Source organism: Microcella sp., from assembly GCF_046293215.1.
Classification (GTDB): Bacteria; Actinomycetota; Actinomycetes; order Actinomycetales; family Microbacteriaceae; genus Microcella.
This window is the reverse complement of record NZ_JBKBPI010000001.1, coordinates 309,100-332,014: the sequence shown is the minus strand read 5'-3', so window position 1 is coordinate 332,014 and position 22,915 is coordinate 309,100. Positions and strand designations below refer to the sequence as shown.

Annotated in this window: 21 protein-coding genes; 18 read left to right on the top strand and 3 right to left on the bottom strand. The window is 69.0% G+C overall.

All coding sequences use genetic code 11. The features are described 5' to 3' along the window. Positions 1–6: 6 nt before the first annotated feature. Positions 7–1,347 (bottom strand): aminotransferase class I/II-fold pyridoxal phosphate-dependent enzyme, encoded by a 1,341-nt coding sequence (locus ACK4SC_RS01585; protein ID WP_409614190.1) that lies wholly within the window; start codon positions 1,345–1,347, stop codon positions 7–9. Positions 1,348–1,469: 122 nt separating this feature from the next. On the opposite strand from ACK4SC_RS01585, the gene pdxS reads away from it, so the two are divergent. From pdxS to ACK4SC_RS01530, 11 genes are all read left to right on the top strand, one after another. Next, entirely contained in the window at positions 1,470–2,360 is an 891-nt protein-coding gene (pdxS, locus tag ACK4SC_RS01580; protein ID WP_096421327.1) for a pyridoxal 5'-phosphate synthase lyase subunit PdxS, read from the top strand. Next, positions 2,350–2,949, top strand: coding sequence for a pyridoxal 5'-phosphate synthase glutaminase subunit PdxT (pdxT, locus tag ACK4SC_RS01575; RefSeq protein WP_409614188.1), 600 nt, complete (start codon positions 2,350–2,352; stop codon positions 2,947–2,949). The genes pdxS and pdxT overlap by 11 nt, the downstream gene beginning before the upstream one ends. Positions 2,950–3,006: 57 nt before the next feature. Further along, a complete protein-coding gene (locus tag ACK4SC_RS01570) occupies positions 3,007–3,618 on the top strand; it encodes a hypothetical protein (protein ID WP_409614187.1) in 612 nt (203 codons plus the stop codon). Between the two features lie 34 nt (positions 3,619–3,652). After that, the gene (locus tag ACK4SC_RS01565) at positions 3,653–4,417 is read left to right on the top strand and encodes a YebC/PmpR family DNA-binding transcriptional regulator (RefSeq protein ID WP_409614185.1); all 765 of its coding nucleotides are present in this window, start codon (positions 3,653–3,655) and stop codon (positions 4,415–4,417) included. Positions 4,418–4,425: 8 nt separating this feature from the next. Further along, positions 4,426–5,019, top strand: a complete 594-nt coding sequence (gene ruvC, locus ACK4SC_RS01560; RefSeq protein WP_409614183.1) for a crossover junction endodeoxyribonuclease RuvC — start codon at positions 4,426–4,428, stop codon at positions 5,017–5,019. Then, positions 5,016–5,660, top strand: coding sequence for a Holliday junction branch migration protein RuvA (gene ruvA / locus ACK4SC_RS01555; RefSeq protein ID WP_409614181.1), 645 nt, complete (start codon positions 5,016–5,018; stop codon positions 5,658–5,660). The genes ruvC and ruvA overlap by 4 nt, the downstream gene beginning before the upstream one ends. Continuing rightward, positions 5,657–6,679 carry a Holliday junction branch migration DNA helicase RuvB gene (gene ruvB, locus ACK4SC_RS01550; protein WP_409614179.1) on the top strand — a complete coding sequence of 341 codons (1,023 nt, stop codon included), beginning with the start codon at positions 5,657–5,659 and terminating at the stop codon, positions 6,677–6,679. The genes ruvA and ruvB overlap by 4 nt, the downstream gene beginning before the upstream one ends. A gap of 69 nt (positions 6,680–6,748) precedes the next feature. Next, complete coding sequence (gene yajC, locus ACK4SC_RS01545; protein WP_409614177.1) at positions 6,749–7,120, top strand: preprotein translocase subunit YajC; 372 nt, start codon at positions 6,749–6,751, stop codon at positions 7,118–7,120. Between the two features lie 75 nt (positions 7,121–7,195). Continuing rightward, entirely contained in the window at positions 7,196–8,998 is a 1,803-nt protein-coding gene (gene secD / locus ACK4SC_RS01540; RefSeq protein WP_409614175.1) for a protein translocase subunit SecD, read from the top strand. After that, a complete protein-coding gene (gene secF, locus ACK4SC_RS01535; protein WP_409614173.1) occupies positions 8,995–10,005 on the top strand; it encodes a protein translocase subunit SecF in 1,011 nt (336 codons plus the stop codon). The genes secD and secF overlap by 4 nt, the downstream gene beginning before the upstream one ends. A gap of 38 nt (positions 10,006–10,043) precedes the next feature. Next, positions 10,044–12,302, top strand: coding sequence for a RelA/SpoT family protein (locus tag ACK4SC_RS01530; protein ID WP_409614171.1), 2,259 nt, complete (start codon positions 10,044–10,046; stop codon positions 12,300–12,302). 630 nt (positions 12,303–12,932) lie between these two features. Here the strand turns inward: ACK4SC_RS01530 and ACK4SC_RS01525 are convergent. Beyond that, the gene (locus ACK4SC_RS01525; protein WP_409614169.1) at positions 12,933–14,165 is read right to left on the bottom strand and encodes a DUF349 domain-containing protein; all 1,233 of its coding nucleotides are present in this window, start codon (positions 14,163–14,165) and stop codon (positions 12,933–12,935) included. 113 nt (positions 14,166–14,278) lie between these two features. Then, positions 14,279–15,049 carry a peptidylprolyl isomerase gene (locus ACK4SC_RS01520; protein ID WP_409614168.1) on the bottom strand — a complete coding sequence of 257 codons (771 nt, stop codon included), beginning with the start codon at positions 15,047–15,049 and terminating at the stop codon, positions 14,279–14,281. 102 nt (positions 15,050–15,151) lie between these two features. Between ACK4SC_RS01520 and ACK4SC_RS01515 the strand changes: the two genes are divergently transcribed. The 7 genes from ACK4SC_RS01515 to ACK4SC_RS01485 all read left to right on the top strand — a co-directional run bounded on the left by ACK4SC_RS01515 (position 15,152) and on the right by ACK4SC_RS01485 (position 22,905). Continuing rightward, a complete protein-coding gene (locus ACK4SC_RS01515; RefSeq protein ID WP_409614167.1) occupies positions 15,152–16,498 on the top strand; it encodes a replication-associated recombination protein A in 1,347 nt (448 codons plus the stop codon). Positions 16,499–16,662: 164 nt separating this feature from the next. Beyond that, positions 16,663–17,292 carry a 30S ribosomal protein S4 gene (gene rpsD, locus ACK4SC_RS01510; RefSeq protein WP_096421342.1) on the top strand — a complete coding sequence of 210 codons (630 nt, stop codon included), beginning with the start codon at positions 16,663–16,665 and terminating at the stop codon, positions 17,290–17,292. Positions 17,293–17,431: 139 nt separating this feature from the next. Beyond that, positions 17,432–17,659, top strand: a complete 228-nt coding sequence (locus ACK4SC_RS01505) for a hypothetical protein (protein ID WP_096421343.1) — start codon at positions 17,432–17,434, stop codon at positions 17,657–17,659. Positions 17,660–17,662: 3 nt separating this feature from the next. Next, entirely contained in the window at positions 17,663–20,320 is a 2,658-nt protein-coding gene (gene alaS, locus ACK4SC_RS01500; RefSeq protein WP_409614165.1) for an alanine--tRNA ligase, read from the top strand. Between the two features lie 5 nt (positions 20,321–20,325). After that, positions 20,326–20,793: a Holliday junction resolvase RuvX gene (gene ruvX, locus ACK4SC_RS01495; protein WP_409614163.1), complete on the top strand. Its 468-nt coding sequence runs from the start codon at positions 20,326–20,328 to the stop codon at positions 20,791–20,793. Further along, positions 20,790–22,073, top strand: coding sequence for an endolytic transglycosylase MltG (gene mltG, locus ACK4SC_RS01490; protein WP_409614161.1), 1,284 nt, complete (start codon positions 20,790–20,792; stop codon positions 22,071–22,073). The genes ruvX and mltG overlap by 4 nt, the downstream gene beginning before the upstream one ends. After that, positions 22,066–22,905 carry a shikimate dehydrogenase gene (locus ACK4SC_RS01485; protein ID WP_409614160.1) on the top strand — a complete coding sequence of 280 codons (840 nt, stop codon included), beginning with the start codon at positions 22,066–22,068 and terminating at the stop codon, positions 22,903–22,905. The genes mltG and ACK4SC_RS01485 overlap by 8 nt, the downstream gene beginning before the upstream one ends. Positions 22,906–22,915: the final 10 nt, after the last annotated feature.

Genomic DNA, 22,915 nt, shown 5'->3' with positions numbered 1-22,915 from the left:
GCTCGATCATCCCAGGTCGGGTGCGATGAGGCGTCCACCCGCGGCACGCACGGCAGCCGCGATATCCGCGGCGAGACGGTCGGCGTCAGCGTCGTGGAGGTCGTGCACCGTGAGCCGCAGACGGTGATCGGTGTGCACGGCGCCGAGCGAAAATTCGTCGCCGGTGCGGGCGAGCCAGCCGCGCCGCATCAGCTGCTCGGAGACGTCGCGGGCGGGAACCGGCAGGGAAACCCAGAGGTTGAGTCCGTCACCCGCTGTCGCGGGCACGCCCTGCGCACAGAGGCGGCGCGCGAAGGCCGCATTTCGCGCCGCATAGTGGTCGGCTGCGCGCGCGATGTCGGCGACGACGGTGTCGTCGGTGATGAGCGAGAGGGTCAGCCGCTGCAGCAGGTGACTGACCCAGGTCGTGCCCGGGGTGAGGCGGGTCGCGAGCCGCTCGGCCGTGTCCGGGTCGGACGCGGTCACCGCGAGGCACATGTCCGGCCCAAGAAACTTCGATACCGAGCGCACGAGCGCCCATCGCTTGTGGTCGGGTCCGATCAGTGAACGAAACGGTGACCGAGACAGCATCGAAAAGTGATCGTCTTCGATGACAAGAACGTAGGGGTAGTCGGCGAGTACCGCCCGCAGCTCGGCCGCACGTTCGGCGCTGAGACTCGCTCCCGTGGGATTCTGCGCGCGCGGGGTGCAGACGACCGCGCGCACCCCCTGTTCCAGCGCGGTGCTGAGGCCGGCAACGGTCATCCCCTCCTCGTCCACGGGCACGGGGACGGCCCGGTAGCCGTTCACCCGCACGGTGTGGATGCTGGTCAGAAAGCAGGGGTCCTCGAGCGCGACGGCGTCGTCGCGCACCAGGGCCTGCGCGAGAAGGCGATCGACAGCATCCGCGGCGCCGCTCGTGATCGTGAGGTGGATGTCCGTGGGCGCGAGATCGGCGCGCAGCCACGTCATCGCCCAGCTCTCGAGCTCTCGGTCGATGACCGGTTCGCCGTAGAGCACGGGTCGGCCCGTGACCCCGGCGAGGGCTCGTGACGGGTCGGGAATGAGGTGGGGGTCGGGGTTGCCGGTGGCGACGTCCCGCAGCACGCTGCCGGCCGCGAAGCCCTCCTGCGCGACGGGGGAGCGGTCGGCGACGCGGGTGCCGCCGCGCCCGCGCGTCACGACGACTCCGGCCTGGGTGAGCTGACGATAGGCCGCAACCGCGGTGTTGCGGTTCACCCCGAGCTCGTCCGCGAGATTGCGTACGGGAGGCAGGGGATCGCCCGGGCTCAGCACGCCCCGTTCGATCAGTGCGCGCACGCTGGCGGCAATCTCGGCGGCCGATCGGCCCGTGATCTGAATCGTCATCTCGTCATCCGTTGCGGGTCAGGAACCGGCGTTTGCCCCATGCTATCTTTTGGCCTAGGCCAACTGAACGTTAGCGTCACCGTTGTGCGCCCCGGCGCACCATCTGTCGAAGGGATCCCCTCATGAGCACGTCGGAAACCGGCACCGCCCGCGTCAAGCGCGGACTCGCCGAGATGCTGAAGGGCGGCGTGATTATGGACGTCGTCACCGCCGAGCAGGCGCGCATCGCCGAAGACGCCGGCGCCGTCGCCGTCATGGCGCTCGAGCGGGTTCCCGCCGACATCCGCGCCCAGGGCGGCGTCGCCCGCATGAGCGATCCCGACCTCATCGAGCAGATCATGGCCGAGGTCTCGATTCCCGTCATGGCAAAGGCCCGCATCGGCCACTTCGTCGAGGCCCAGGTGCTGCAGTCGCTCGGCGTCGACTACATCGACGAGTCCGAGGTGCTGAGCCCCGCCGACTACGTCAACCACATCGACAAGTGGGGCTACGACGTGCCGTTCGTCTGTGGCGCCACCAACCTCGGCGAGGCGCTGCGCCGCATCACCGAGGGTGCCGCGATGATCCGCTCAAAGGGCGAGGCTGGCACGGGCGACGTCTCCGAGGCGACCAAGCACATCCGCACCATCACGGGCGAGATCAACCGCCTGCGCTCGCTCACGAAGGACGAGCTCTACGTCGCCGCGAAGGAGCTGCAGGCCCCGTACGAGCTCGTGCGCGAGGTCGCCGAGACCGGCAAGCTCCCCGTCGTGCTCTTCACCGCCGGTGGGGTCGCGACCCCCGCCGACGCCGCGATGATGATGCAGCTCGGCGCCGACGGCGTGTTCGTCGGCTCGGGCATCTTCAAGTCGGGCGACCCCGTCGCCCGCGCGAAGGCGATCGTCAAGGCGACGACGGCGTTCGACGACCCGGCGGTCATCGCCGACGCGTCGCGCGGACTCGGTGAGGCCATGGTCGGCATCAACGTCGCCGACCTGCCCGCACCGCACCGCCTCGCCGAGCGTGGCTGGTAGTACGCCGCCGGTCGGCGTCCTCGCCCTGCAGGGCGACGTGCGTGAGCACCTCGCCGCGCTGACGGCGTTGGGCGCCGACGCTCGGCCCGTCAAGAGTGCTGCCGACCTCGAGCAGGTCGCCGGGCTCGTGATCCCGGGCGGCGAGTCGAGCGTCATCGACAAGCTGTCGCGGATCTTCGAGGTGCGCGACCCGATTCGCGCGCGCATTGCCGGCGGCATGCCCGTCTACGGCACGTGCGCCGGTCTCATCATGCTGGCCGACGACCTGGTCGACGGCATCGCGGGGCAGATGACCTTCGGCGGCTTTGACGCGACCGTCCGACGCAATGCCTTTGGGACGCAACTCGACTCGTTCGAAACCGACCTCGATATTCCGGCGCTGGGCGAGCATCCCGTGCACGCCGTGTTTATCCGCGCACCGGTCGTCGAGCGGGTGGGCCCGGGCGTGGAGGTGCTCGCCCGCGTCGACGACGGTCGCATCGTCGCGATCGAGCAGGGGCCATTGCTCGGCACCGCCTTCCACCCCGAGGTCGCGGGCGAGTATCGCTTCCACGAGAGGTTCCTCGACAGGGTGCGCGCCGCATCCTGAGCACCGTGCTCGGCGCGCCGCGCGGTCGCATCGCGACAGGAGCGCGAGCATGACGGCATGCTGCTGTACTCGCCATACCCGTCGCAGCGCTCCCGTCAGATCGCGGCGGACGCTGCGGGCGTGCTCGCTGTCATCGCGGTCGTGGTGATCACATCGAGTGTGGTCGCCGCGATCCGCGCCGTCGCGGAGTTGGGCCGCCGACTGGAGGCCGCCGGCGGTTCGATGAGCGAGGGGCTGAGCGCGGCGGGGGATCGCCTCGGCGGTATCCCGCTGATCGGTGACGCGATCAGACAACCGCTCGACGCTGCCGCGGGCGCCGGGGACTCGGTGAGCGACGCCGGCATCGCGGTTATCGACACGGTCGAGACGGCTGCCGTCGTCGCCGGCTGGATCGTGGCGCTCAGCCTGCTTGCCCTCATCGCTCTCGTCTGGGTGTGGCCACGGGCGCGCTTCGCGCTGCGACGCCGAGGCGCCCAACGGATGATCGCCGCCGGCATGTCGACAGAGACCTTTGCCGTCAGGGCGCTCGCGACCGCCCGCCTGAGCGCGCTCGGCCGGGTTCACCCCGACCCGGGGGCTGCGCTCCTTGCGGGCGACCGGTCGACCATCCGGGCCCTCGCCGACCTGGAACTGCGTCGCCTCGGCGTCGCGTCAGACCTCCTGCCCTAAACTTTCCGGGTACCGCCCCGAGTAGAGGAGCCGCATGTCAGGCCATTCCAAGTGGGCGACGACCAAGCACAAGAAGGCCGTCATCGACGCCCGCCGTGCCAAGTCGTTCGCCAAGCTGATCAAGAACATCGAGGTTGCCGCGAAGATCGGTGGCCCCGACCCGGCCGGCAACCCGACGCTCGCCGACGCGATCCAGAAGGCCAAGAAGACCTCGGTTCCGAACGACAACATCGACCGCGCCGTCAAGCGCGGAGCGGGCCTCACGGGCGACGCCGTCGACTATCAGACGATCATGTACGAGGGCTACGCCCCGGGCGGCATCGCCATGCTGATCGAGTGCCTCACCGACAACCGCAACCGCGCCGCCGCCGAGGTGCGCACGGCGATGACGCGCAACGGCGGCACGATGGCCGACCCCGGCAGCGTCGCCTACAACTTCAGCCGGAAGGGCGTCATCTCGATCACGAAGGAGGACGGCGTCACGGAGGACGACATCCTCCTCGCCGTGCTCGAGGCGGGTGCCGAGGAGGTCGTCGACCAGGGCGGCGGCTTTGAGGTCATCACCGACCCCTCGCAGCTGCTGGATGCGCGCAACGCCCTCAAGGAGGCAGGCATCGACTACGACTCGGCCGAGGCGGAGTTCGTGCCCAATCTGCAGGTCGAGGCTGACGCCGAGACGGCGCGCAAGGTGTTCCGCCTCGTGGACGCCCTCGAAGACAGCGACGACGTGCAGAACGTGTACACGAACGTGCAGCTGAGCGCCGAGGTGCGCGCCGAACTCGACGCCGACGACGAATAGCGACGGCCGTGACGCTGCGCGTGCTCGGCGTCGATCCCGGGCTCACCCGCTGCGGGGTCGGCATCGTCGACATCGCGCCCGATCGGCGTGCCACGCTAGTGGCGGTCGAGGTGATCCGCACCGCCCCCGATCTCGAGCTGGCCGAGCGAGTGCGGCGCATTCAGCTCGGCGTTGTCGCGTTGCTCGATGATCACGCGCCCACCGCCGTCGCCCTCGAAAGGGTCTTCGCGCAGCACAACGTGCGCACCGTCATGGGCACCGCCCAGGCGTCAGGCGTCGTGCTCGCCGCGGCAGCAGAACGGGGCCTCACCGTCGCGCTCCACACGCCGACCGAGGTGAAGGCGGCCGTCACCGGGCACGGCGGCGCTGACAAACGCCAGGTCACCGCGATGGTGCAGCGCATTCTGCGTCTCGACGCCCCACCGAAGCCGGCCGACGCCGCCGACGCGCTAGCGCTGGCGATCTGTCACGGGTGGCGTGGCGCACCCGGCTCTGCCACGGGCGCAGGCGGCACACTCACGGTCGACACGGGACTCACTCCCGCCCAGCGTGCGTGGCGCGACGCGGAGCGCGCCTCCCGCGCGCCTAGGCTCGAGAGGTGATCGCGAGCATCCAGGGAACCGTCGCCGCCGTGAGCGGCAGCCGTGCCGTCGTCGACGTTCACGGGGTCGGATACGCCGTCGCGATCACCCCGCGCGTCGCCGCGACCCTGCGGGTCGGCGAGACCGCGCGACTGCACACGGCTCTGATCGTGCGCGAAGACGACATGAGTCTGTACGGCTTTGCCGACGAACTCGAACTCGGCTTGTTCGACCTGCTGCGCAGTGTTTCGGGCGTGGGGCCGAAGTCAGCGCTCGGCGTCCTCGGGGCGATGACCCCCGACGAGGCTGCACGCGCCATCGCCGACGGCGACGACGCACCCTTCCGGAAGGTGAGCGGCATCGGGCCGAAGACGGCCAAGCTCATCGTCGTGTCGCTCTCGGGCCGCATCGCACCGCCCGGAGCCCCCGCGACCGCCGACACCGCGAATACCCCGACGCTGCCTGCCGGCGACGCCGCGACCCGCACCGGGCTCGCGGCCGCGCTCACCGGCCTCGGCTGGCCCGAGCGCACCGCCGTGGCGACGGCAACCTCGGTCGTCGAGGCCGCGCGCGCCGACGCGGGCGACGGCGAGCTGCCGGGCCTCCCCGCCCTGCTGCGGCTCGCGCTCGCCGAGCTCGGACCGGCAGGGGGCCGCCCGTGAGCGACGAGATCCTGCAGCCGGAGGCGGCTGCCGACGACCTGGCCTTCGAGGGCGCATTGCGCCCCGGGTCGCTTGCCGAGTTCGTCGGCCAGCAGAAGGTGCGCCGCCAGCTGCAGTTGCTGCTCGACGCGGCCCAGCTGCAGAACCGCGCCCCCGACCACATCCTGCTCGCCGGCCCACCCGGGCTCGGCAAGACGACGCTGGCGATGATCGTCGCGCACGAGGGCGAGCGGCCGCTGCGCATGACGAGCGGGCCGGCGATCCAGCACGCGGGCGACCTCGCCGCCGTGCTCTCGTCGCTCGTGCCCGGCGAGGTGCTGTTCATCGACGAGATTCACCGCATGGCGCGCAGCGCCGAAGAGATGCTGTACCTCGCGATGGAGGACTTCCGCGTCGACATCATGGTCGGCAAGGGAGCCGGCGCGACGAGCATCCCGCTCGAACTGGCCCCGTTCACGCTCGTCGGCGCGACCACGCGGGCGGGGCTCCTGCCGAACCCGCTGCGCGACCGCTTCGGCTTCACCGCGCACCTCGAGTTCTACGAGACCGATGAGCTTCACCAGGTCATCGAGCGCGCATCGCGCCTCATCGGCCTTCAGATCGAGACGGATGCTCTGCGCGAGATCGCAGGGCGCTCGCGCGGAACTCCGCGCATCGCCAACCGGCTGTTGCGCCGGGTGCGCGACTACGCGCTCGTGCACGGCGGAGCGGCCGATCACGACGCTGTGCGGGCCGCCCTCGAGCTCTACGACGTCGACGAGCACGGGCTCGATCGGCTCGACCGCGCCGTCTTGTCGGCCATCGTCGAGCGTTTCGACGGCGGGCCTGTGGGCTTGTCGACCCTCGCGGTCACCGTGGGCGAGGAGGCCGAAACGATTGAGTCGGTCGTTGAGCCCTTCCTCGTGCGCTCGGGCCTCGTGACCCGCACGCCGCGGGGGCGCGTGGCCACCGCGCAGGGCTGGCGGCACCTGGGGCGCAGTGCGCCTGCGCCCGAGCCGCGTCTCATCGATGACCTATAGTTGTCGGCAGGCCGCCGCGGGGCTCTGCTCTGCCGTGCGTGCCGTTCCCTTCCCCCTCGAAAGGCAGTCATGCTTGATCCGTTGACCATTGTGATGCTGGGTGTGCTCGGCATGCTCATCTTTTTCATGGTGCGCAATTCGCGCAAGCGCCGCGCCGACATGGAATCGCTGCAGCAGAAGATGGTGCCCGGCGCCGAGGTCATGACGAACTTTGGCCTGTTCGGAACCCTCGTCGCGATCGATGAAGACGAGAACATTGCGACGATCGAGGTCTCGCCGGGCAGCACCATTCGCGTGCACCGACAGACCCTCGCGCGCGTCATCGAAGATGACCTGCCCGTCGAGGACCCGGCCGAGGACGCGCCCGTCGTCGATGACGCAGAGCCGCGCCTCAACGAGTCGAGCATCGACCCGACCGAGCGCAAGAAGACCGACGACTAACGCTGCGCGACGACGCGCACCCGGGCGGCGGGACGACGATCCCGCTCCACCACCCCCGAGAAATGAGTAACCTCCGTGGCTAGATCGACACCCGAGCGCAAAGCCCTGCGCTCTCTCGTGTGGCTGCTCGTCATCATCGTCGGCCTCGTGTCGGCGAATGCGGCGAGCGTGGCGCTGAACGAGGGGGAGTGGACTCCGCGACTCGCCCTTGACCTGCAGGGCGGTACGCAGCTGATCCTCGAACCGCAGATCGAGGCGGGCGCCGACGTCTCACCCGAGCAGCTTGACCAGGCTGTCGCGATCATCCGCCAGCGTGTCGACGCCGGCGGTGTCAGCGAGGCCGAGATCAACACCCAGGGTGGCCGCAACATCGTCGTGTCGATTCCGGGTACGCCCGACCAGTCGACGATCGACCGTATCCAGTCGGCGGCGAAGCTCGAGTTCCGCCCCGTGCTCGCGGCCGACGCCGCGTCGAACTCGGCGATCGGAGGAACGGACGACGACGCGACGGAGGACGAGTCCACCGACGAGGGCGCAGCCGAGAACGGCACCGACGAGGGCGCAGCCGGTGACGGCGCCGCGACCGACGAGGCGACCACCGAGGACGAGACGGCAACCGACGAGACGGACGCCCCTGAGGCGCCGCCGGTCGCCCCGACCGACGCGAGTGACTTGGCGTGGATCACGCCCGAGGTGCGCGAGCTGTTCGACACCGTCGACTGCATGGCTCTCGACGAGCTCGGCACCAACGTCGCCCCCGTTGACGAACCGCTCGTCACCTGCGACGCCGACGGCATCGTCAAGTACATCCTCGGACCGGTCGAGGTCGAGGGCGCGAGCATCGTCGACGCCCGCGCCGGCCTGATCGCCTCGCAGACGGGCGTCACGACGACCGAGTGGGGCGTCAACATCGAGTTCGACGCCGTCGGCACGCAGCAGTTCCGCACCGTCACCGAACGCCTGATCACGTTCCAGGGCATCCAGAACCAGTTCGCCATCGTGCTCGACGGCTCGGTCATCAGCGCCCCGCGCACCCTGGCCGCGATTACCAACGGTCAGCCTCAGATCTCGGGATCGTTCACGCAGGAGACCGCGCAGGTGCTCGCCGACCAGCTGCGCTTCGGAGCGCTGCCGATCGGCTTCGAGCTGCAGAGCCAAGAGAACATCTCGGCCACGCTCGGTATCTCGCAGCTCGAGAGCGGCATCATCGCCGGTGTCATCGGCCTCTTGCTCGTCATGGGTTACGCGCTCTTCCAGTACCGAGCCCTGGGCGGGGTCATCATCGCGAGCCTCATGGTTGCCGCGGTGCTCTCGTACTTCGTGATTCTCTACCTGTCGAACCAGCAGGGATACCGTCTGTCGCTGGCTGGTGTGGCGGGTCTGATCATCTCGATCGGTGTCATCGCTGACGGCTTCATCGTGTACTTCGAGCGCGTGCGTGACGAGCTGCGCGACGGCCGCTCGCTACCGAACGCGGTTGAGGCTGGCTGGACGCGCGCGTTCCGCACGATCCTGATCTCGAACGTCGTGAGCTTCATCGGCGCCGCGGTGCTGTATGTGCTCGCCGTCGGTAACGTTCGCGGCTTCGCCTTCACGCTCGGAATCATGACGCTCGTCAACATCGTCATCGTCACCCTGATGACGTATCCGATGTTGCGCCTGATCGCGCGCACCGAGTTCTTCGCGAGCGGTAACCCGCTGTCGGGTCTCGACCCGAAGGCGCTCGGCGCCGTCTACCGCGGCCGGGCCCAGTTCCGCGCCCCCGTGGCCACGCCGAAGAAGAACACCGGTAGCGCGCGCGAAGCGCAGCGTCGACAGACGATCGCCGAGCGCAAGGCCGCTGAGGCTGAAACGGCCGGAAAGAAGGACGCCCGATGAGCATGCTCACCCGCCTCGGCAATGGTCTCTACACGGGCGACAAGTCGATCGACTTTGTTGGCCGACGACGCACGTGGTACCTGATCGCCGCCGTTCTGCTCCTGCTCGCAATCGGGGCCACGGCCCTGCGCGGCGGCTTCGTGTTTGGCATCGAATTCCGCGGCGGCTCTGAATTCCGCGTCTCCCAGGCGTCCCTCGTGGTCGAGGACCCGTCGGCGGCGACGCAGCTCGCGACCGATGTCGTGAACTCCACCGTCGTCGGTGGAAACCCGCGCGTGTCGACCGTCGGAACCGATTCGGTGCGTGTGCAGACCGACCAGCTCACGCAGCAGGACACGAACCTGCTGCGCGCGGAGCTCGCCGAGGCCTTTGAGGTTCCGGTCGAGCAGGTCACCTCGTCGTTTATCGGCGCGACCTGGGGCCAAGACATCACGCGCCAAGCGATCATCGCCCTCGCGGTGTTCCTCCTGTTCGTCAGCGTGGTCATGACGCTGTACTTCCGAACCTGGAAGATGGTCATCGCGGCCTTCGTCGCTCTCGTGCATGACGTCGTGATCACGGCCGGGCTCTACGGCGCTCTGGGCTTCGAGATCACGCCAGCAGCGGTGATCGGGTTCCTGACGATCCTCTCGTACTCGCTGTACGACACCGTCGTCGTCTTCGACAAGGTGCGCGAGAACACGAGCGAGGACGGGGTTGAGTCGCGCCGCACCTTCGCGCAGTCGGTCAACCTCGCCGTGAACCAGACCGTCGTGCGTTCGATCAACACCTCCGTGGTGGCGGTGCTTCCGACCGCGGCGATCCTCTTCATCGGATCGCTGATCCTGGGCGCCGGAACCCTGCGGGACATCGCTTTGGCGCTGTTCGTCGGCACCATCGTGGGAACCTTCTCGTCGATCTTCATCGCGGCTCCGCTCTACGTGCACCTGCGCGAGAACGAGCCCGAGGTGAAGAAGCAGGGTACGCGTAAGAAGGCGCCGCGACCGGAGTCGGGTGCGGTCCGGTAGCGTCAGCCGCACCTCGTAGACTGCCCTCGGAGGGTGCGATGACAGAGGTGACGCAGACCGCAGCGCCGTTGCGCTCGCTACTGCCACGCCTGTTTTCGCGCGCCCAGCCCACGGGTGCCCTCGAGACCCTGTACCGCACGGTACGCGCGCAGCATCCGAAGGCCGATATTCCGTTCCTCGAGCGGGCCTACCGCGTCGCCGAGAAGGCGCACGAGGGCCAAACGCGCAAGAGCGGCGAGCCGTACATCACGCACCCGCTCGCGGTCGCGCAGATCCTCGCCGAGTTGGGCCTCGGGGTGAAGACCCTTGCCGCGGCGCTGTTGCACGACACGGTCGAAGACACCGAGTACACACTCGACCAACTGCGCGCCGAGTTCGGTGACGAGGTTGCGATGCTCGTCGACGGCGTGACGAAGCTCGACAAGGTGAAGTACGGGGACTCGGCGCAGGCCGAGACCGTCCGCAAGATGATCGTCGCCATGTCGAAAGACATCCGCGTGCTCGTTATCAAGCTGGCAGACCGACTGCACAACGCGCGCACCTGGGGCTTCGTCGAGAGCGACTCGGCCAAGCGCAAGGCCCAGGAAACCCTCGAGATCTACACGCCGCTGGCCCACCGCCTCGGTATCCAGACCATCAAGTGGGAGCTGGAAGACCTCTCGTTCGCGGTGTTGCACCCGAAGCTCTACGTCGAGATCGAGAGCCTCGTCAAGAACCGCACTCCCGAGCGCGAGAAGTTCGTGCAGCAGGTCATCGACGAGGTCAATGCCGACCTGCGGCAGGCGAAGATCAAGGCGCAGGTCGCCGGTCGGCCGAAGCAGTACTACTCGATCTACCAGAAGATGGTGCACCGCGGTCGCGACTTCGACGACATCTACGACCTCACCGGCGTGCGCATCCTGGTGAGTTCGATCCGCGATTGCTACGCGGCACTCGGCGCCGTGCACGCACGCTGGAGTCCCATGCCGGGGCGCTTCAAGGACTACATCGCCACGCCGAAGTTCAACCTCTACCAGTCGCTGCACACGACCGTCTTCGGCCCCGGCGGTCGACCGGTCGAACTGCAGATCCGCACCCACGAGATGCACCAGCGGGCCGAGTTCGGTGTCGCGGCCCACTGGGCATACAAAGAGCGCATGGCCTCGGGCGGTGCGAAGGCCGATGGCAGCTCTCCGCTCGGTCATGACACCGACATGGCCTGGTTGAAGCACATCTCTGACTGGCAGGCCGAAACAGCCGATCCGAGCGAGTTCCTCGACACCCTGCGCTACGAAATCGGCGCCAAAGAGGTGTACGTCTTCACCCCGCAGGGCAAGGTCATCGGGCTGCCCTCCGGCGCAACGCCCGTCGACTTCGCCTACGCGGTGCACACCGAGATCGGGCACCGCACGATGGGTGCCAAGGTCAACGGCCGCCTCGTGCCTCTCGATTCCACGCTCTCGAGTGGTGACACGGTCGAGGTCTTCACCTCAAAGAACCCCGATGCGGGTCCGAGCCACGACTGGCTGAACTTCGTGACCTCGACACGCGCGAAGTCAAAGATCCGGCAGTGGTTCACCAAGGAGCGCCGCGACGAGGCGATCGAGCAGGGCAAAGACGCGATCGCGCGGGCCATGCGCAAGCAAAACCTGCCCCTGCAGCGCATGATGTCGCAGGACTCGATCGCGCAGGTCGCGGCGACGCTGCGCTACGAAACCGTGGATGCTCTGTATGCGGCGGTGGGCGAAGGTCACGTCTCGACGCAGTCGGTCATCGAGAAGATCCTTTCCACCCTGCACGTCGAGGCCGAGTCGGACGACGAGCCCTTCACCCTGCCGAACCGCGCGCGGACTCCCGTGCGCACGAGCGACTCCGGCATTCTCGTGCGCGGTGCGCCCGACATCCTCGTCAAGCTCGCCAAGTGCTGCACGCCTGTTCCGGGCGACGCCATCGTCGGGTTCATCACCCGCGGTCAAGGCGTGAGCGTGCACCGCGGCGACTGTACGAACGTGCAGAGCCTCTTGACCGAGCCCGATCGCATGATCGAGGTCGAGTGGGCTCCGACGACGAAGAGCGTGTTCCTCGTTCAGATTCAGGTGGAGGCGCTTGACCGCAGCGGTCTGCTCTCGGACGTCACCCGCGTGCTCTCGGAGCACCACGTGAACATCCTCTCGGCGAGCGTCAACACCTCACGCGACCGCCTGGCGATCTCGAAGTTCGTCTTTGAGATGGGCGATGTCACTCACCTCGACCGCGTGCTGAACGCCGTGCGGCGCATCGACGCGGTGTATGACGTGTACCGCGTCAGCAACGGCTGAGAGGCGCTGACGCGCCCGAACGGCGAACGGGGCGCGGCGCGCCTCGCTCAGGGCACCGCGGACGGCATCGAGGCTCACGCCAGACAGTGAGATCATGCGTGCAAGATCGGCGATGGTGCACTCCGATTCCTCGGCGCGGGCGAGGTCGATCAGCGTTCGCGTGGGGGTCGTCACGAGCACGCCGCCGACGTGACACAGTTCCGAGTCGTCAATGACAAGTTCGCGAGCCCCCGTGCGGTGGCGCGTACCCGAGGGAACACGCGAGCCGATCGACACCGCGAACGAGTGCCGGGTGGGCTCGCCGCACCAGCCGAACACCCACGCCGCGCTGCGACGCTGCACGAACAGGCGCGTCTCGCGTCGCGCAGCGGCGAGTGATCGCGCCCGGTCGACGGCGCCGACGGGCGCATCGATGGGCAGGTAGGCATCGCCGACCCGCACGAGTTCTCCGTCGAGTTCCGCTGCGCGCAGTTCGGCGGGGGAGAGGGCGACGCCCGGGCACGGCGCGGGGTCAGTGATCAGAGCAGACATGCGCCGCAGTGTGCGTACCGCTCCGCGCACCGCCGCCCCGTTCATCCCGACCGGGGGATAACCCGTGAACGGTGAGGTCTGGGGATAACGCGCGGAACGTCAGTCGCCGACGGCGGCGAGCCAGGCGCGACGGGCCTCGAGCGCCTCGGTGAGCTCGGCGACCTTCTTCTCGTCTTTCGCCGACTTCGCATCGGCCAGGTCAGACTCGAGCTGAGCAATCGCGTCGTGAAGCTGCGCGGCGAGCCCCTCCGAGCGGGCCTTCTTCTCGGGGTCCGACCTGTTCCAGTGCGCCTCTTCGAGAGCCTTCACGGCCTGCTCGACCTTGCGGAGGCGATCTTCCACGACGCGCACCTGGTCACGGGGCACCTTGCCGATCGCATCCCAGCGGCGCTGGATGTTCGTCAGCGTGTTGCGGGCGACGATGCGGTCGGTCGCGCTGAGCAGCGGCTCGGCCTCGTCGAGGAGGGCGAGCTTCTGCTCGAGGTTGCCCTGGAACTCCTCGTTCTCACGGGCATCGACCTCGGCCTTGGCCTGGTACAGAACGTCTCCCGCGGCCTTGAACGCCGCCCAGAGAGCGTCGTCGACCTTCTTGCCGGCGCGTCCGGCGGCCTTCCACTCGTCGAGCAGGCGACGGTAGGCGGGAATGCCCGCGGCACCCTGCGGGGCGAGCGCCTCCGCTTTCGTGATGAGGGCCTGCTTGGTCTGCTTCGCACCCTTGTGCTCGGCGTCGAGTGCCGCGAAGAACGCGCGTCGGTTGCTGTCGAGGGTTCCGCGGGCGCTGCGGAAGCGCTTCCAGAGCTCGTCGGCCTGCTTCTTCGGCAGACGCGGCCCGGACTGCTGGTGGTCCTTCCAGCGGGTGAACAGCGCGTCCATCTGCGCCGACGCCTGCTTCCACTGCACTGACTGCGGGTCTTTGGCGGCCAGCGCTTCGGCCTCGGCGACGATCGCTTCGCGCTCGGCGACCGCGGCCTCCAACGCAGCCTTGGCTTCGGCCTGCTGCTCTTCCGTGAGCTTCTCGACGGTTCCGCCCAGCGCGTCAAGGCGCGCACGCAGCGCCGGCAGGTCGCCGACGGCGGCCGCATCCGTCAACGTCTCTCGGAGGCTCGCAACGGTCTTTGCGACGTCCGCAGCGGGCGCGCTGCTTCGGGCGCGCTGCTCAACCAGGCGCACCTGACCCTCGAGGTCGTCGTACTTGCGCGTGAAGTAGGCCAGCGCCTCCTCGGGCGTACCGTCGGGGTACTGTCCGACAACGCGTTCGACGCCATCGTCGGTGACGTAGACAGTGCCGGTCTCATCGACTCGGCCGAAAGTGGTCTTCTCGTTCACTGCCACGGGTGCATCATCCTCATCGACGCCAGGCGCGCAGGCGAGTCCTGCGGGCGGGGTTCAGCATATTCCACGGGATTGCCCGGCACTCGGCGAGACGGCGGGCCGGACATCCATCGCTATTCGATCGTGATGGACGTGATCGTCGTATCGATGCGCGGGCGCCCATCGGCAGCGCCCCCCTCAACGCCACCGGCCACGATCGTGCTGGTGAGGTCATCGAGCCCCGAGGTCACCTGACCGATCACGGAGTAGCCGCCGGCTGCGTCGCTCGGAATCGCCGAGTCGCCGTAGACGATGAAGAACTGGCTACCCATGCTGAAGCCGTCGCCGCCGACGCGGGCCATGGCGATGGTGCCCGCCGTGTAGAGGCTGTCAGCCGGCGCGTTTTCGACGGGGCCGAAGCGGAAGTCGGGCCCGCCACCGCCCGTGCCGTCGGGGTCGCCGCACTGCAGAACGAAGATGTTCGACGTCGTGAGGCGGTGACAGGTGAGGCCGTCATAGAAGCCCTCGGTGATGAGGGAGGTGACGGCGGCAACCGCCTGCGGGGCCGCCGCGCCATCAAGCTCGATACCGAGCTCGACCTCGTCGTTCAGGGTCAGCTGACCCGTCCACGTGCGATCTTCCGCCAGGGCGGGGTCGGGCGCCTCGGCCGTGGGTTCCGGCGTCGGCTCGGCCGATGCCGTGGGGTCGGGCTCGGGCGCGCCCGGGCCGAGTTCGTAGCCGACGAGCGCGGCGCTGGAGAGAGCGATGACGGCGACCAGCGCGAGCACGGCGCCGACGTTGTCGCGCTTCCGACGACGGATGGCGGTGTCGTGCACGGTCTGCCGCGCCTGATAGCGGCGAAGCCGCTCGCGAGACTCCCGATCCTTCGACGACGCCTGGGCCATGCGCTCCTCCTTGCGTGGCGACCGTCGCCACGTTTGTTCACCGCGTCGAACTCTAGTCGAGGGCCGCTGATGCGCCCGAACCGGCCCCGCTAGCCTGGTGCGATGCAGCAGGAGGGCCTTCATCGCGGTGTGACGCCGCTGGCCGTGCGCATGCGCCCGACCCGCCTCGACGAGGTCGCCGGGCAAGAGCATCTGCTCGGTCCCGGCTCGCCGCTCGTCGCGCTGGCCTCCGACGACGCCACGGCCCGACCGAGCGCGGTCTCGGTCATCCTGTGGGGCCCGCCCGGCACGGGGAAGACCACGCTCGCCCAGGCGATCGCCCGTCAGTCGGGGCGCCGGTTTGTCGAACTGTCGGCGATCACGGCGGGCGTGAAGGATGTGCGCGAGGTCATGGAGCGCGCCCTGAGCGACCGCGACCTGTACGGCTCGACCACCGTGCTGTTCCTCGACGAGATTCACCGCTTCACGAAGGCACAGCAGGATGCGCTGCTTCCCGGCGTCGAAAACGGCTGGGTCGTGCTGATCGCGGCCACCACCGAAAACCCCAGCTTCTCGGTCATTTCGCCACTGCTCAGCCGCAGCCTCCTGCTGACGCTGAAACCGCTCGAGGACGATGATCTCGGGATGCTCGTCGACCGTGCCGTCGACGACCCCCGCGGCCTCGCCGGTCGCGTCGCGCTCGACGACGAGGCGCGTTCCGCGCTCGTCCGCCTCGCCTCCGGGGATGCTCGGCGCGCGTTGACGGCGCTGGAGGCGGCCGCGCAGACGGCGATTGCGACCGCCGATGACGACGACGAGCATCCCGTGATCACGGCGGAAGCGGTCGCGGCGGCCGTCGACCGCGCCCTGTTGCGGTACGACCGGGCCGGCGATGAGCACTACGACGTGATCAGCGCCTTCATCAAGTCGATCCGCGGGAGCGACCCCGACGCCGCCCTGCACTACCTCGCTCGCATGATTGAGGCGGGGGAGGACCCGCGGTTCATCGCGCGGCGCGTCATCATTTCCGCCGCCGAAGACATTGGCGTCGCCGACCCGCAGGCGCTGCCGCTGGCCGTGGCTGCCGCGCAAGCGGTGCAACTCATCGGGATGCCGGAGGGGCGCATCCCGCTCGCGGAAGCCGTCGTTTACCTGGCCACTGCCCCGAAATCGAACGCCGCGTACGTCGGCATCGACGCGGCTCTCGCCGATGTGCGGGCCGGGAAGGCCGGCGTCGTGCCCACCCACCTGCGCGATGCGCACTACCCCGGCGCGAAAACCCTCGGCCACGGGAAGGGGTACCGCTACCCGCACGACGAGGAGCACGGGGTGTCGACCCAGCAGTACCTGCCCGATCGGCTTGTGGGCCGTGAGTACTACCGGCCCACCTCCCGCGGTGCCGAGCGCGACATCGCCGCCCGGCTCGAGAAGTTGCGCGCCATCGTGCGGGGCCGCACGAGCGAGGGCTGAACCCCGCCCTTCTGCTAAGCTTTACCGGCTCGTCAGGTCACGAGCACATCCCACCCTTCTCCTCACGGAACCCCCGGAACGCTGCGACGTGCGTCCGGATCGGTTGGGGGATGTACGTCCGTGAGTCGCGAACGCCGCGGCCACGTCATGGAAGGAAACCGTTCGTGTCGACTAAGTCACGTACCCGTAGCAAGACCCGCCTCTCGCGCTCGCTCGGCATCGCCCTCACCCCGAAGGCCGCCAAGTACCTCGAGAAGCGCCCGTACGGCCCCGGTGAGCACGGCCGCACCCGCCGCAAGCAGGACAGCGACTACGCGGTCCGTCTGCGCGAGAAGCAGCGTCTGCGCGCCCAGTACGGCATCCGCGAGGCGCAGCTGCGCAACGTGTTCCAGGAGGCCCGTCGCACCGAGGGCATGACCGGTGAGAACCTGGTCGAGCTGCTCGAGATGCGCCTCGACGCGCTCGTGCTGCGTGCTGGCTTCGCCCGCACGACGGCGCAGGCTCGCCAGATGGTCGTGCACCGCCACATCCTCGTCGACGGCCAGCTCGTCGACCGCCCGTCGTTCCGCGTGAAGCCGGGCCAGCTGATCCACGTCAAGCCCAAGAGCGAGGGCATGGAGCCGTTCCAGGTTGCCGCCGCCGGTGGCCACGTTGACGTGCTGCCGAAGACCCCGGGCTACCTCGAGGTCGAGCTCGACAAGCTGCAGGCCCGCCTCGTGCGCCGCCCGAAGCGCGCCGAGGTTCCCGTCACCTGTGACGTGCAGCTCGTCGTCGAGTACTACGCCGCGCGCTAACGCTCAACGATTCACCCCGACGGGGGCTCGGCATGTTCGCCGGGCCCCCGTCGTCGTTCGCGGGGCCGCTAGGCTGGGTGACTGCCCGTACGCGCGCCGTCTCGCGCACGCCACCACCTTTGGCTGTAAGGAGTCCCTCATGAAGAACGCTCTCTGGTTCATCGTCGGCGTTGCGGTGGGTGCCGTCGCCGCCCACCAGTACTCCCGCACCGAGCAGGGTGCCCAGTTCTTCGACGAGGTCGATGCTCGTGCCCGCGAGTTCGGCTCGGCCGTGATCGACGGCTATAAGCAGCGTGAGGCCGAGCTGCGCGCCGCGGTGGCCGAGGCGGAAGACACGATCGCCGATCTGTCGAACAAGCTGAAGTAACCGGTGCAGACCGCCGATATTCAGCGCCGCTGGCTCGAGTTCTTCGGGCAGCGGGGCCACACCGTCGTCCCCAGCGCCTCGCTCATCGCCGATGACCCCACGGTCATGTTCACGATCGCGGGAATGGTGCCGTTCATCCCGTACCTGACCGGCGTCGTGCCCGCGCCGTATCCGCGCGCGACCAGCGTGCAGAAGTGCATCCGCACGAACGACATCGAGGAGGTCGGCAAGACCACCCGGCACGGCACGTTCTTCCAAATGAACGGCAACTTCTCGTTCGGTGACTACTTCAAGGAAGGCGCCATCGAGTACGCCTGGGAGCTACTCACCATGCCGGAGGCCGACGGCGGTCTCGGCTTCGACGAGAAAGACCTCTGGGTCACCGTCTACGAAGACGACGACGAGGCGCGACAGCTGTGGAAGCGCATTGCGGGGCTTCCCGATGAGCGCATCCAGTCGATGGGAAAGGAAGACAACTACTGGTCAACGGGGCAGCCCGGCCCCGCCGGCCCGTGCAGCGAGATCTACTTCGACCGCGGTCCCGCGTACGGCCCCGAGGGTGGCCCGGCCGTGGACGACACCCGCTACATCGAGATCTGGAACCTCGTGTTCATGCAGTACGCGATCGACCAGGTGCGTTCGAAGACTGAGTTCCGCATCCTCGGAGAGCTGCCGAACAAGAACATCGACACCGGCATGGGCATGGAGCGCGTCGCCTTCCTGAAGCAGGGCGTCGAGAACATGTACGAGATCGACCAGGTGCGCCCCGTTCTCGACGCGGCTGCCGAGCTGTCGGGTCGCCGCTACGGCGCGAACCACGACGACGACGTGCGGATGCGCGTCATCGCCGATCACGTGCGCTCCAGCCTCATGCTCATGACCGATGGCGTCGCGCCTGGCAACGAGGGGCGCGGCTACATTCTTCGCCGCCTCATGCGCCGCTCGATCCGCGCGATGCGCCTGCTCGGCGTGGACGCCCCGAGCTTCGAGGTGCTGTTCGCCGCCTCGCGCGACGCGATGAGCGCCGCGTACCCGGAGGTCTCGCAGAACTACGACCGCGTGTCGCGCCTCGCGCTCGGCGAGGAGGACGCGTTCTTGCGGACGCTCGCGAGCGGCACGAGCATCCTGGATGTGGCGGTCGCCGAGACCACGAAGGCCGGGGGCACCGTCCTTCCTGGCGACACCGCCTTCCAGCTGCACGACACCTTCGGCTTTCCGATCGACCTGACCCTGGAGATGGCGGAGGAAGCCGGGCTGTCGGTCGACCGCGCCGCATTCGACACGCTCATGGCCGAGCAGCGCGCCCGAGCGAAGGCCGACGCGAAGTCGAAGAAGTCGGTACTTGCCGACGTCTCGGTGTACGGCAGCTTCCGCTCACTCGGTGAGACGCGATTCTTGGGCTACGACGAGCTGGAGGCCGAGACCACGGTCGTCGGCATCATCGTCGACGGCCAGAGCGTCGATCGAGCAAGCGCCGGCCAGCTGGCCGAGGTGATCCTCGCCGACACGACCCTGTACGCCGAGTCGGGCGGCCAGGACGCCGACGAGGGCGCGATCGTCGGCCACAGCTTCGAACTCGACGTCCTCGACGTGCAGCGGCCGATCGCGGGGCTCGTCAGCCACCGCGTCGAGGTGCGCACGGGCGAGGTCGCGGTTGGCATGGCCGCTCGGTCGATCGTCGACGCCGAGTACCGTCGCTCGGCGACCCAGGCGCACTCGGCAACGCACGTGATCCACGCCGCCCTGCGCCAGACCCTCGGCTCCGAGGCGCACCAGTCTGGCTCGTACAACAAGGCCGGCTACATGCGGCTCGACTTCAGCTGGAACCAGGCACTCAGCCCGGAAACCCGCAGTGAGATCGAAGAGATCAGCAACATCGCCGTGCGCGACAACCTCGCCGTCGAAACCCGCGTGATGGGGCTCGACGAGGCGAAGTCGTTGGGCGCGATGGCGCTATTCGGCGAGAAGTACGGCGACCGCGTGCGCGTTGTCGACATCGGCGGCCCGTGGTCGCGCGAGTTGTGTGCCGGGACCCACGTGTCGCGCTCGGCCGAGATCGGCATGATCAGCCTCGTCAGCGAGTCGAGCGTCGGGTCGACGAACCGCCGCGTCGAGGCCCTCGTGGGCCTCGAGGCGTTCCGCGAGTTCGCCGCCGAGCGCGCGCTGGTGCAGCAGCTCACCGCGCAGTTGAAGACGCCGCGCGAGAACCTCGCCGATCGCATCGCCGACCTCGCTCAGCAGCTGAAGAGTGCCGAGAAGCGCATTCAGCAGTTCGAGGCACAGAAGCTGTCGGAGCGGGTACCCGCACTCGCCCAGTCGGCAGAGTCGCTCGGCGCCGTGCAGCTCGTTGCTGCCGATCTCGGTGCCGTGTCGTCGGCCGACGATGTGCGCCGGCTCGCCCAGTCGGTGCGCGAGCGCCTTGCGGGCCAGCCCGCCGTGGTCGCGCTGGCCGGAACGGCGGCGGGTAAAGCAACCGTGATCGTGGCGACGAGCCCTGAGGCCCGCGACGCCGGTGCTCGCGCGGGCGAGTTGGCCAAGCGTGCGTCGGCGGTGCTCGGCGGCGGGGGCGGCGGCAAAGACGATCTGGCTCAGGGTGGCGGCCCCGCTCTCGAGCGAGTGGGCGACGCTCTGGCGGCCGTTCGCGACGCGCTTCGAGGCTAGACACCGTGCGGTCGGGAGTGCGGCTCGGCATCGATGTCGGGAAGGCTCGCGTCGGCGTCGCGAAGAGCGACCTGCACGGCATGCTCGCCACCCCGGTCGAGACGGTGGCGCGCAGGCCGGACACGGTCGACCGCCTGGTTGCCCTCGCCACCGAACACGACGCGATCGAACTGGTCGTGGGTCTGCCGTTGTCGATGAGCGGCGCCGACACGGCGTCGACCGCGGATGCCCGAGCGCTGGCCGCTGAGTTGGCCGCGCGCGGGCTCCCCGTGCGCCTGGTCGACGAACGCTTGACCACCGTGTCTGCCCAGCGCGCCCTGCACGGCGCGGGCCGCACGACGAAGTCGAGCCGCTCGGTCGTCGACCAAGTGGCCGCTGTTATTCTGCTCCAGCACGCGCTCGACCACGAGCGTTCCCGCGGGGACGCACCGGGCGCCATCCTGACGGCCGACGGAGGACCCCCGACATCGTGACCGACTCCCGCCCCGACAACGCCGGCGCCGACAACACCGACGACGCCTGGGACGCGATTTTCCGCACCCAGCCGAGCGACGAGCCCGAGGACGCGGCCGCGCCGCCCCCCGGCGCCGCGCCGCAGAGCCGTCGGGAGGCGCGGGCGGCGGGCGGGCGCGCGAGCCGATCGCGCGGCACGGCCGGTGCCGGCTCGGCACCGAAGAAGCGCCGCCGGACGTGGCCGTGGGTGCTGCTCGCCGTGTTCGTGCTCCTGGTGGGCGGCGCCGGTGCCGTCGCGTACTGGGCTTGGTCGAACTACGAGCCGCAGATCCGCACGCTGCTCGGCATCGAACTGCCCAACGACTACGAAGGCTCCGGCAACGGCACCGAGGTGCTGTTCGCGATCCAGCCGGGCGACATTGGCTCCGACGTCGCGCGCAATCTCGTCGATGCGGGCGTCACGATGACGTTCGACGCCTTCTACGACCTGCTGCTGGCCGACCCGAGCATCCAGTTCCAGCCGGGAACGTATCCGCTCGAGGAAGAGATGTCGGCGCAGGCGGCGCTCGATGTGCTTCGTGACCCGGCGAACATCATCACCATTCGCGCACTCGTGCGCGAGGGTTTGCGCGCGGGGGAGGTGTTCGCCGCGCTCTCGGAGGCGACCGGTGTGCCGATCGAGGATTACGAGACGGTCGCCGACGACCTGGCGGCCCTCGGCATCCCGGAAGAAGCGCCGAACATCGAAGGCTATTTGTTCCCCGCCACGTACACCTTCGAGCCCGGCGGCACCGCGTTCGATCACATCCAGCGCATGGTCAACGAGACCTTCTCCCGGTTGGATGCTCGGGGCGTCGACGCGTCGGACCGCCACGAGGTGCTCACGATCGCGTCGCTCATCCAGCGTGAGGCGCGGCTCGATGAGGACTTCTTCCGGGTGTCGCGCGTCATTCAAAATCGCCTGGCGATCGACATGATGCTGCAGTTCGACTCCGCGACCCAGTACGGGGCGGGTGACACCGGCTCGGTGTGGTCGAGCGCCGACGCGCTCGGTGCCGACAACCCGTACAACACCTACGCGATCGTCGGACTGCCGATCGGGCCAATCGCCGCTCCGGGCGATCTCGCGATCGACGCGGCGCTCAACCCCGCCGAGGGTGACTGGCTCTACTTCGTGACCATCAACCTCGCTACCGGAGAGACGCAGTTCTCGGTCACCCTCGCCGAGCACGAACAGGGTGTCGAGCGGTTGCGGGCGTGGTGTCGCGAGAGCGACGAGAACGCGCAGTTCTGTGCCTGATCGTCGGCTCGCCGTGATCGGGTCGCCGATCGCGCACTCCCTGTCGCCGGTGCTGCACCGTGCGGCCTACCGTGTGTTGCGCCTCGACTGGGGCTACGACCGGCACGAGGTGCGCTCTGGGGGGTTGGCGGAGTTCGTCGACGGGCTCGACGGCCAGTGGCGAGGACTGTCGGTCACGATGCCGCTGAAGGAAGAGACGGCCGCCCTCGCCGACGGCGCCGACCGCACGGTCGAGCTGACCGGAGCGGCCAACACGCTGCTGCTCGACGGGGGCCGCCGCATTGCCCGCAACACCGACGTCGCCGGAGTTGAGCGCGCCCTCACCGACGCCGGTGCGACCGACGTGGAGCACGCCGTCATCGTCGGGGCGGGCGCGACGGCGCGCAGCGTGCTCGTCGCGCTCGACTCACTCGGCCTGCGCGGCGTCACGGCGCTCGTGCGCGACCCCGCCCGCGCAGGCGCGTTTGCCCGCCTCGCCGACGACCTCGGACTTGAGCTCGACCTCGTCGATGTCGCCGAGTTGGCCCACCTCGTGGACGACACCGACGTCGTCGCGTGGACGCTGCCCAATGGCGTTCCGCTGCCGGCGCCGCTGAGACTGTCGGATGTTCCCGCCGCGGTCGCGCTCGACGTCACCTACTCGCCCTGGCCCGGTCCGCTCGCCGCGCCGTGGCTGGCGGCCGGCGGCCGCGTTGCCTCGGGCCGCGACATGCTGCTGCATCAGGCCGTCCGTCAGGTGCGCTTTTTCGTCAGCGGTCAGACCGAGTCGCCGTTACCCGACGAGGAGGCCGTCGAGGCGGCGATGCGCGCCGCCCTGCCGGAGGCCTCCTAGGGGGCGAGCC

Excerpts from the sequence above, each read along its gene's own strand:
- ACK4SC_RS01565 (WP_409614185.1), top strand. The coding sequence starts at position 3,653 with ATGTCAGGCCATTCCAAGTGGGCGACGACCAAGCACAAGAAGGCCGTC.
- ACK4SC_RS01515 (WP_409614167.1), top strand. The coding sequence starts at position 15,152 with ATGCAGCAGGAGGGCCTTCATCGCGGTGTGACGCCGCTGGCCGTGCGC.
- pdxS (WP_096421327.1), top strand. The coding sequence starts at position 1,470 with ATGAGCACGTCGGAAACCGGCACCGCCCGCGTCAAGCGCGGACTCGCC.
- yajC (WP_409614177.1), top strand. The coding sequence starts at position 6,749 with ATGCTTGATCCGTTGACCATTGTGATGCTGGGTGTGCTCGGCATGCTC.
- ACK4SC_RS01585 (WP_409614190.1), bottom strand. The coding sequence starts at position 1,347 with ATGACGATTCAGATCACGGGCCGATCGGCCGCCGAGATTGCCGCCAGC.
- ACK4SC_RS01570 (WP_409614187.1), top strand. The coding sequence starts at position 3,007 with ATGCTGCTGTACTCGCCATACCCGTCGCAGCGCTCCCGTCAGATCGCG.
- secF (WP_409614173.1), top strand. The coding sequence starts at position 8,995 with ATGAGCATGCTCACCCGCCTCGGCAATGGTCTCTACACGGGCGACAAG.
- ACK4SC_RS01520 (WP_409614168.1), bottom strand. The coding sequence starts at position 15,049 with ATGGCCCAGGCGTCGTCGAAGGATCGGGAGTCTCGCGAGCGGCTTCGC.
- ACK4SC_RS01530 (WP_409614171.1), top strand. The coding sequence starts at position 10,044 with ATGACAGAGGTGACGCAGACCGCAGCGCCGTTGCGCTCGCTACTGCCA.
- ACK4SC_RS01505 (WP_096421343.1), top strand. The coding sequence starts at position 17,432 with ATGAAGAACGCTCTCTGGTTCATCGTCGGCGTTGCGGTGGGTGCCGTC.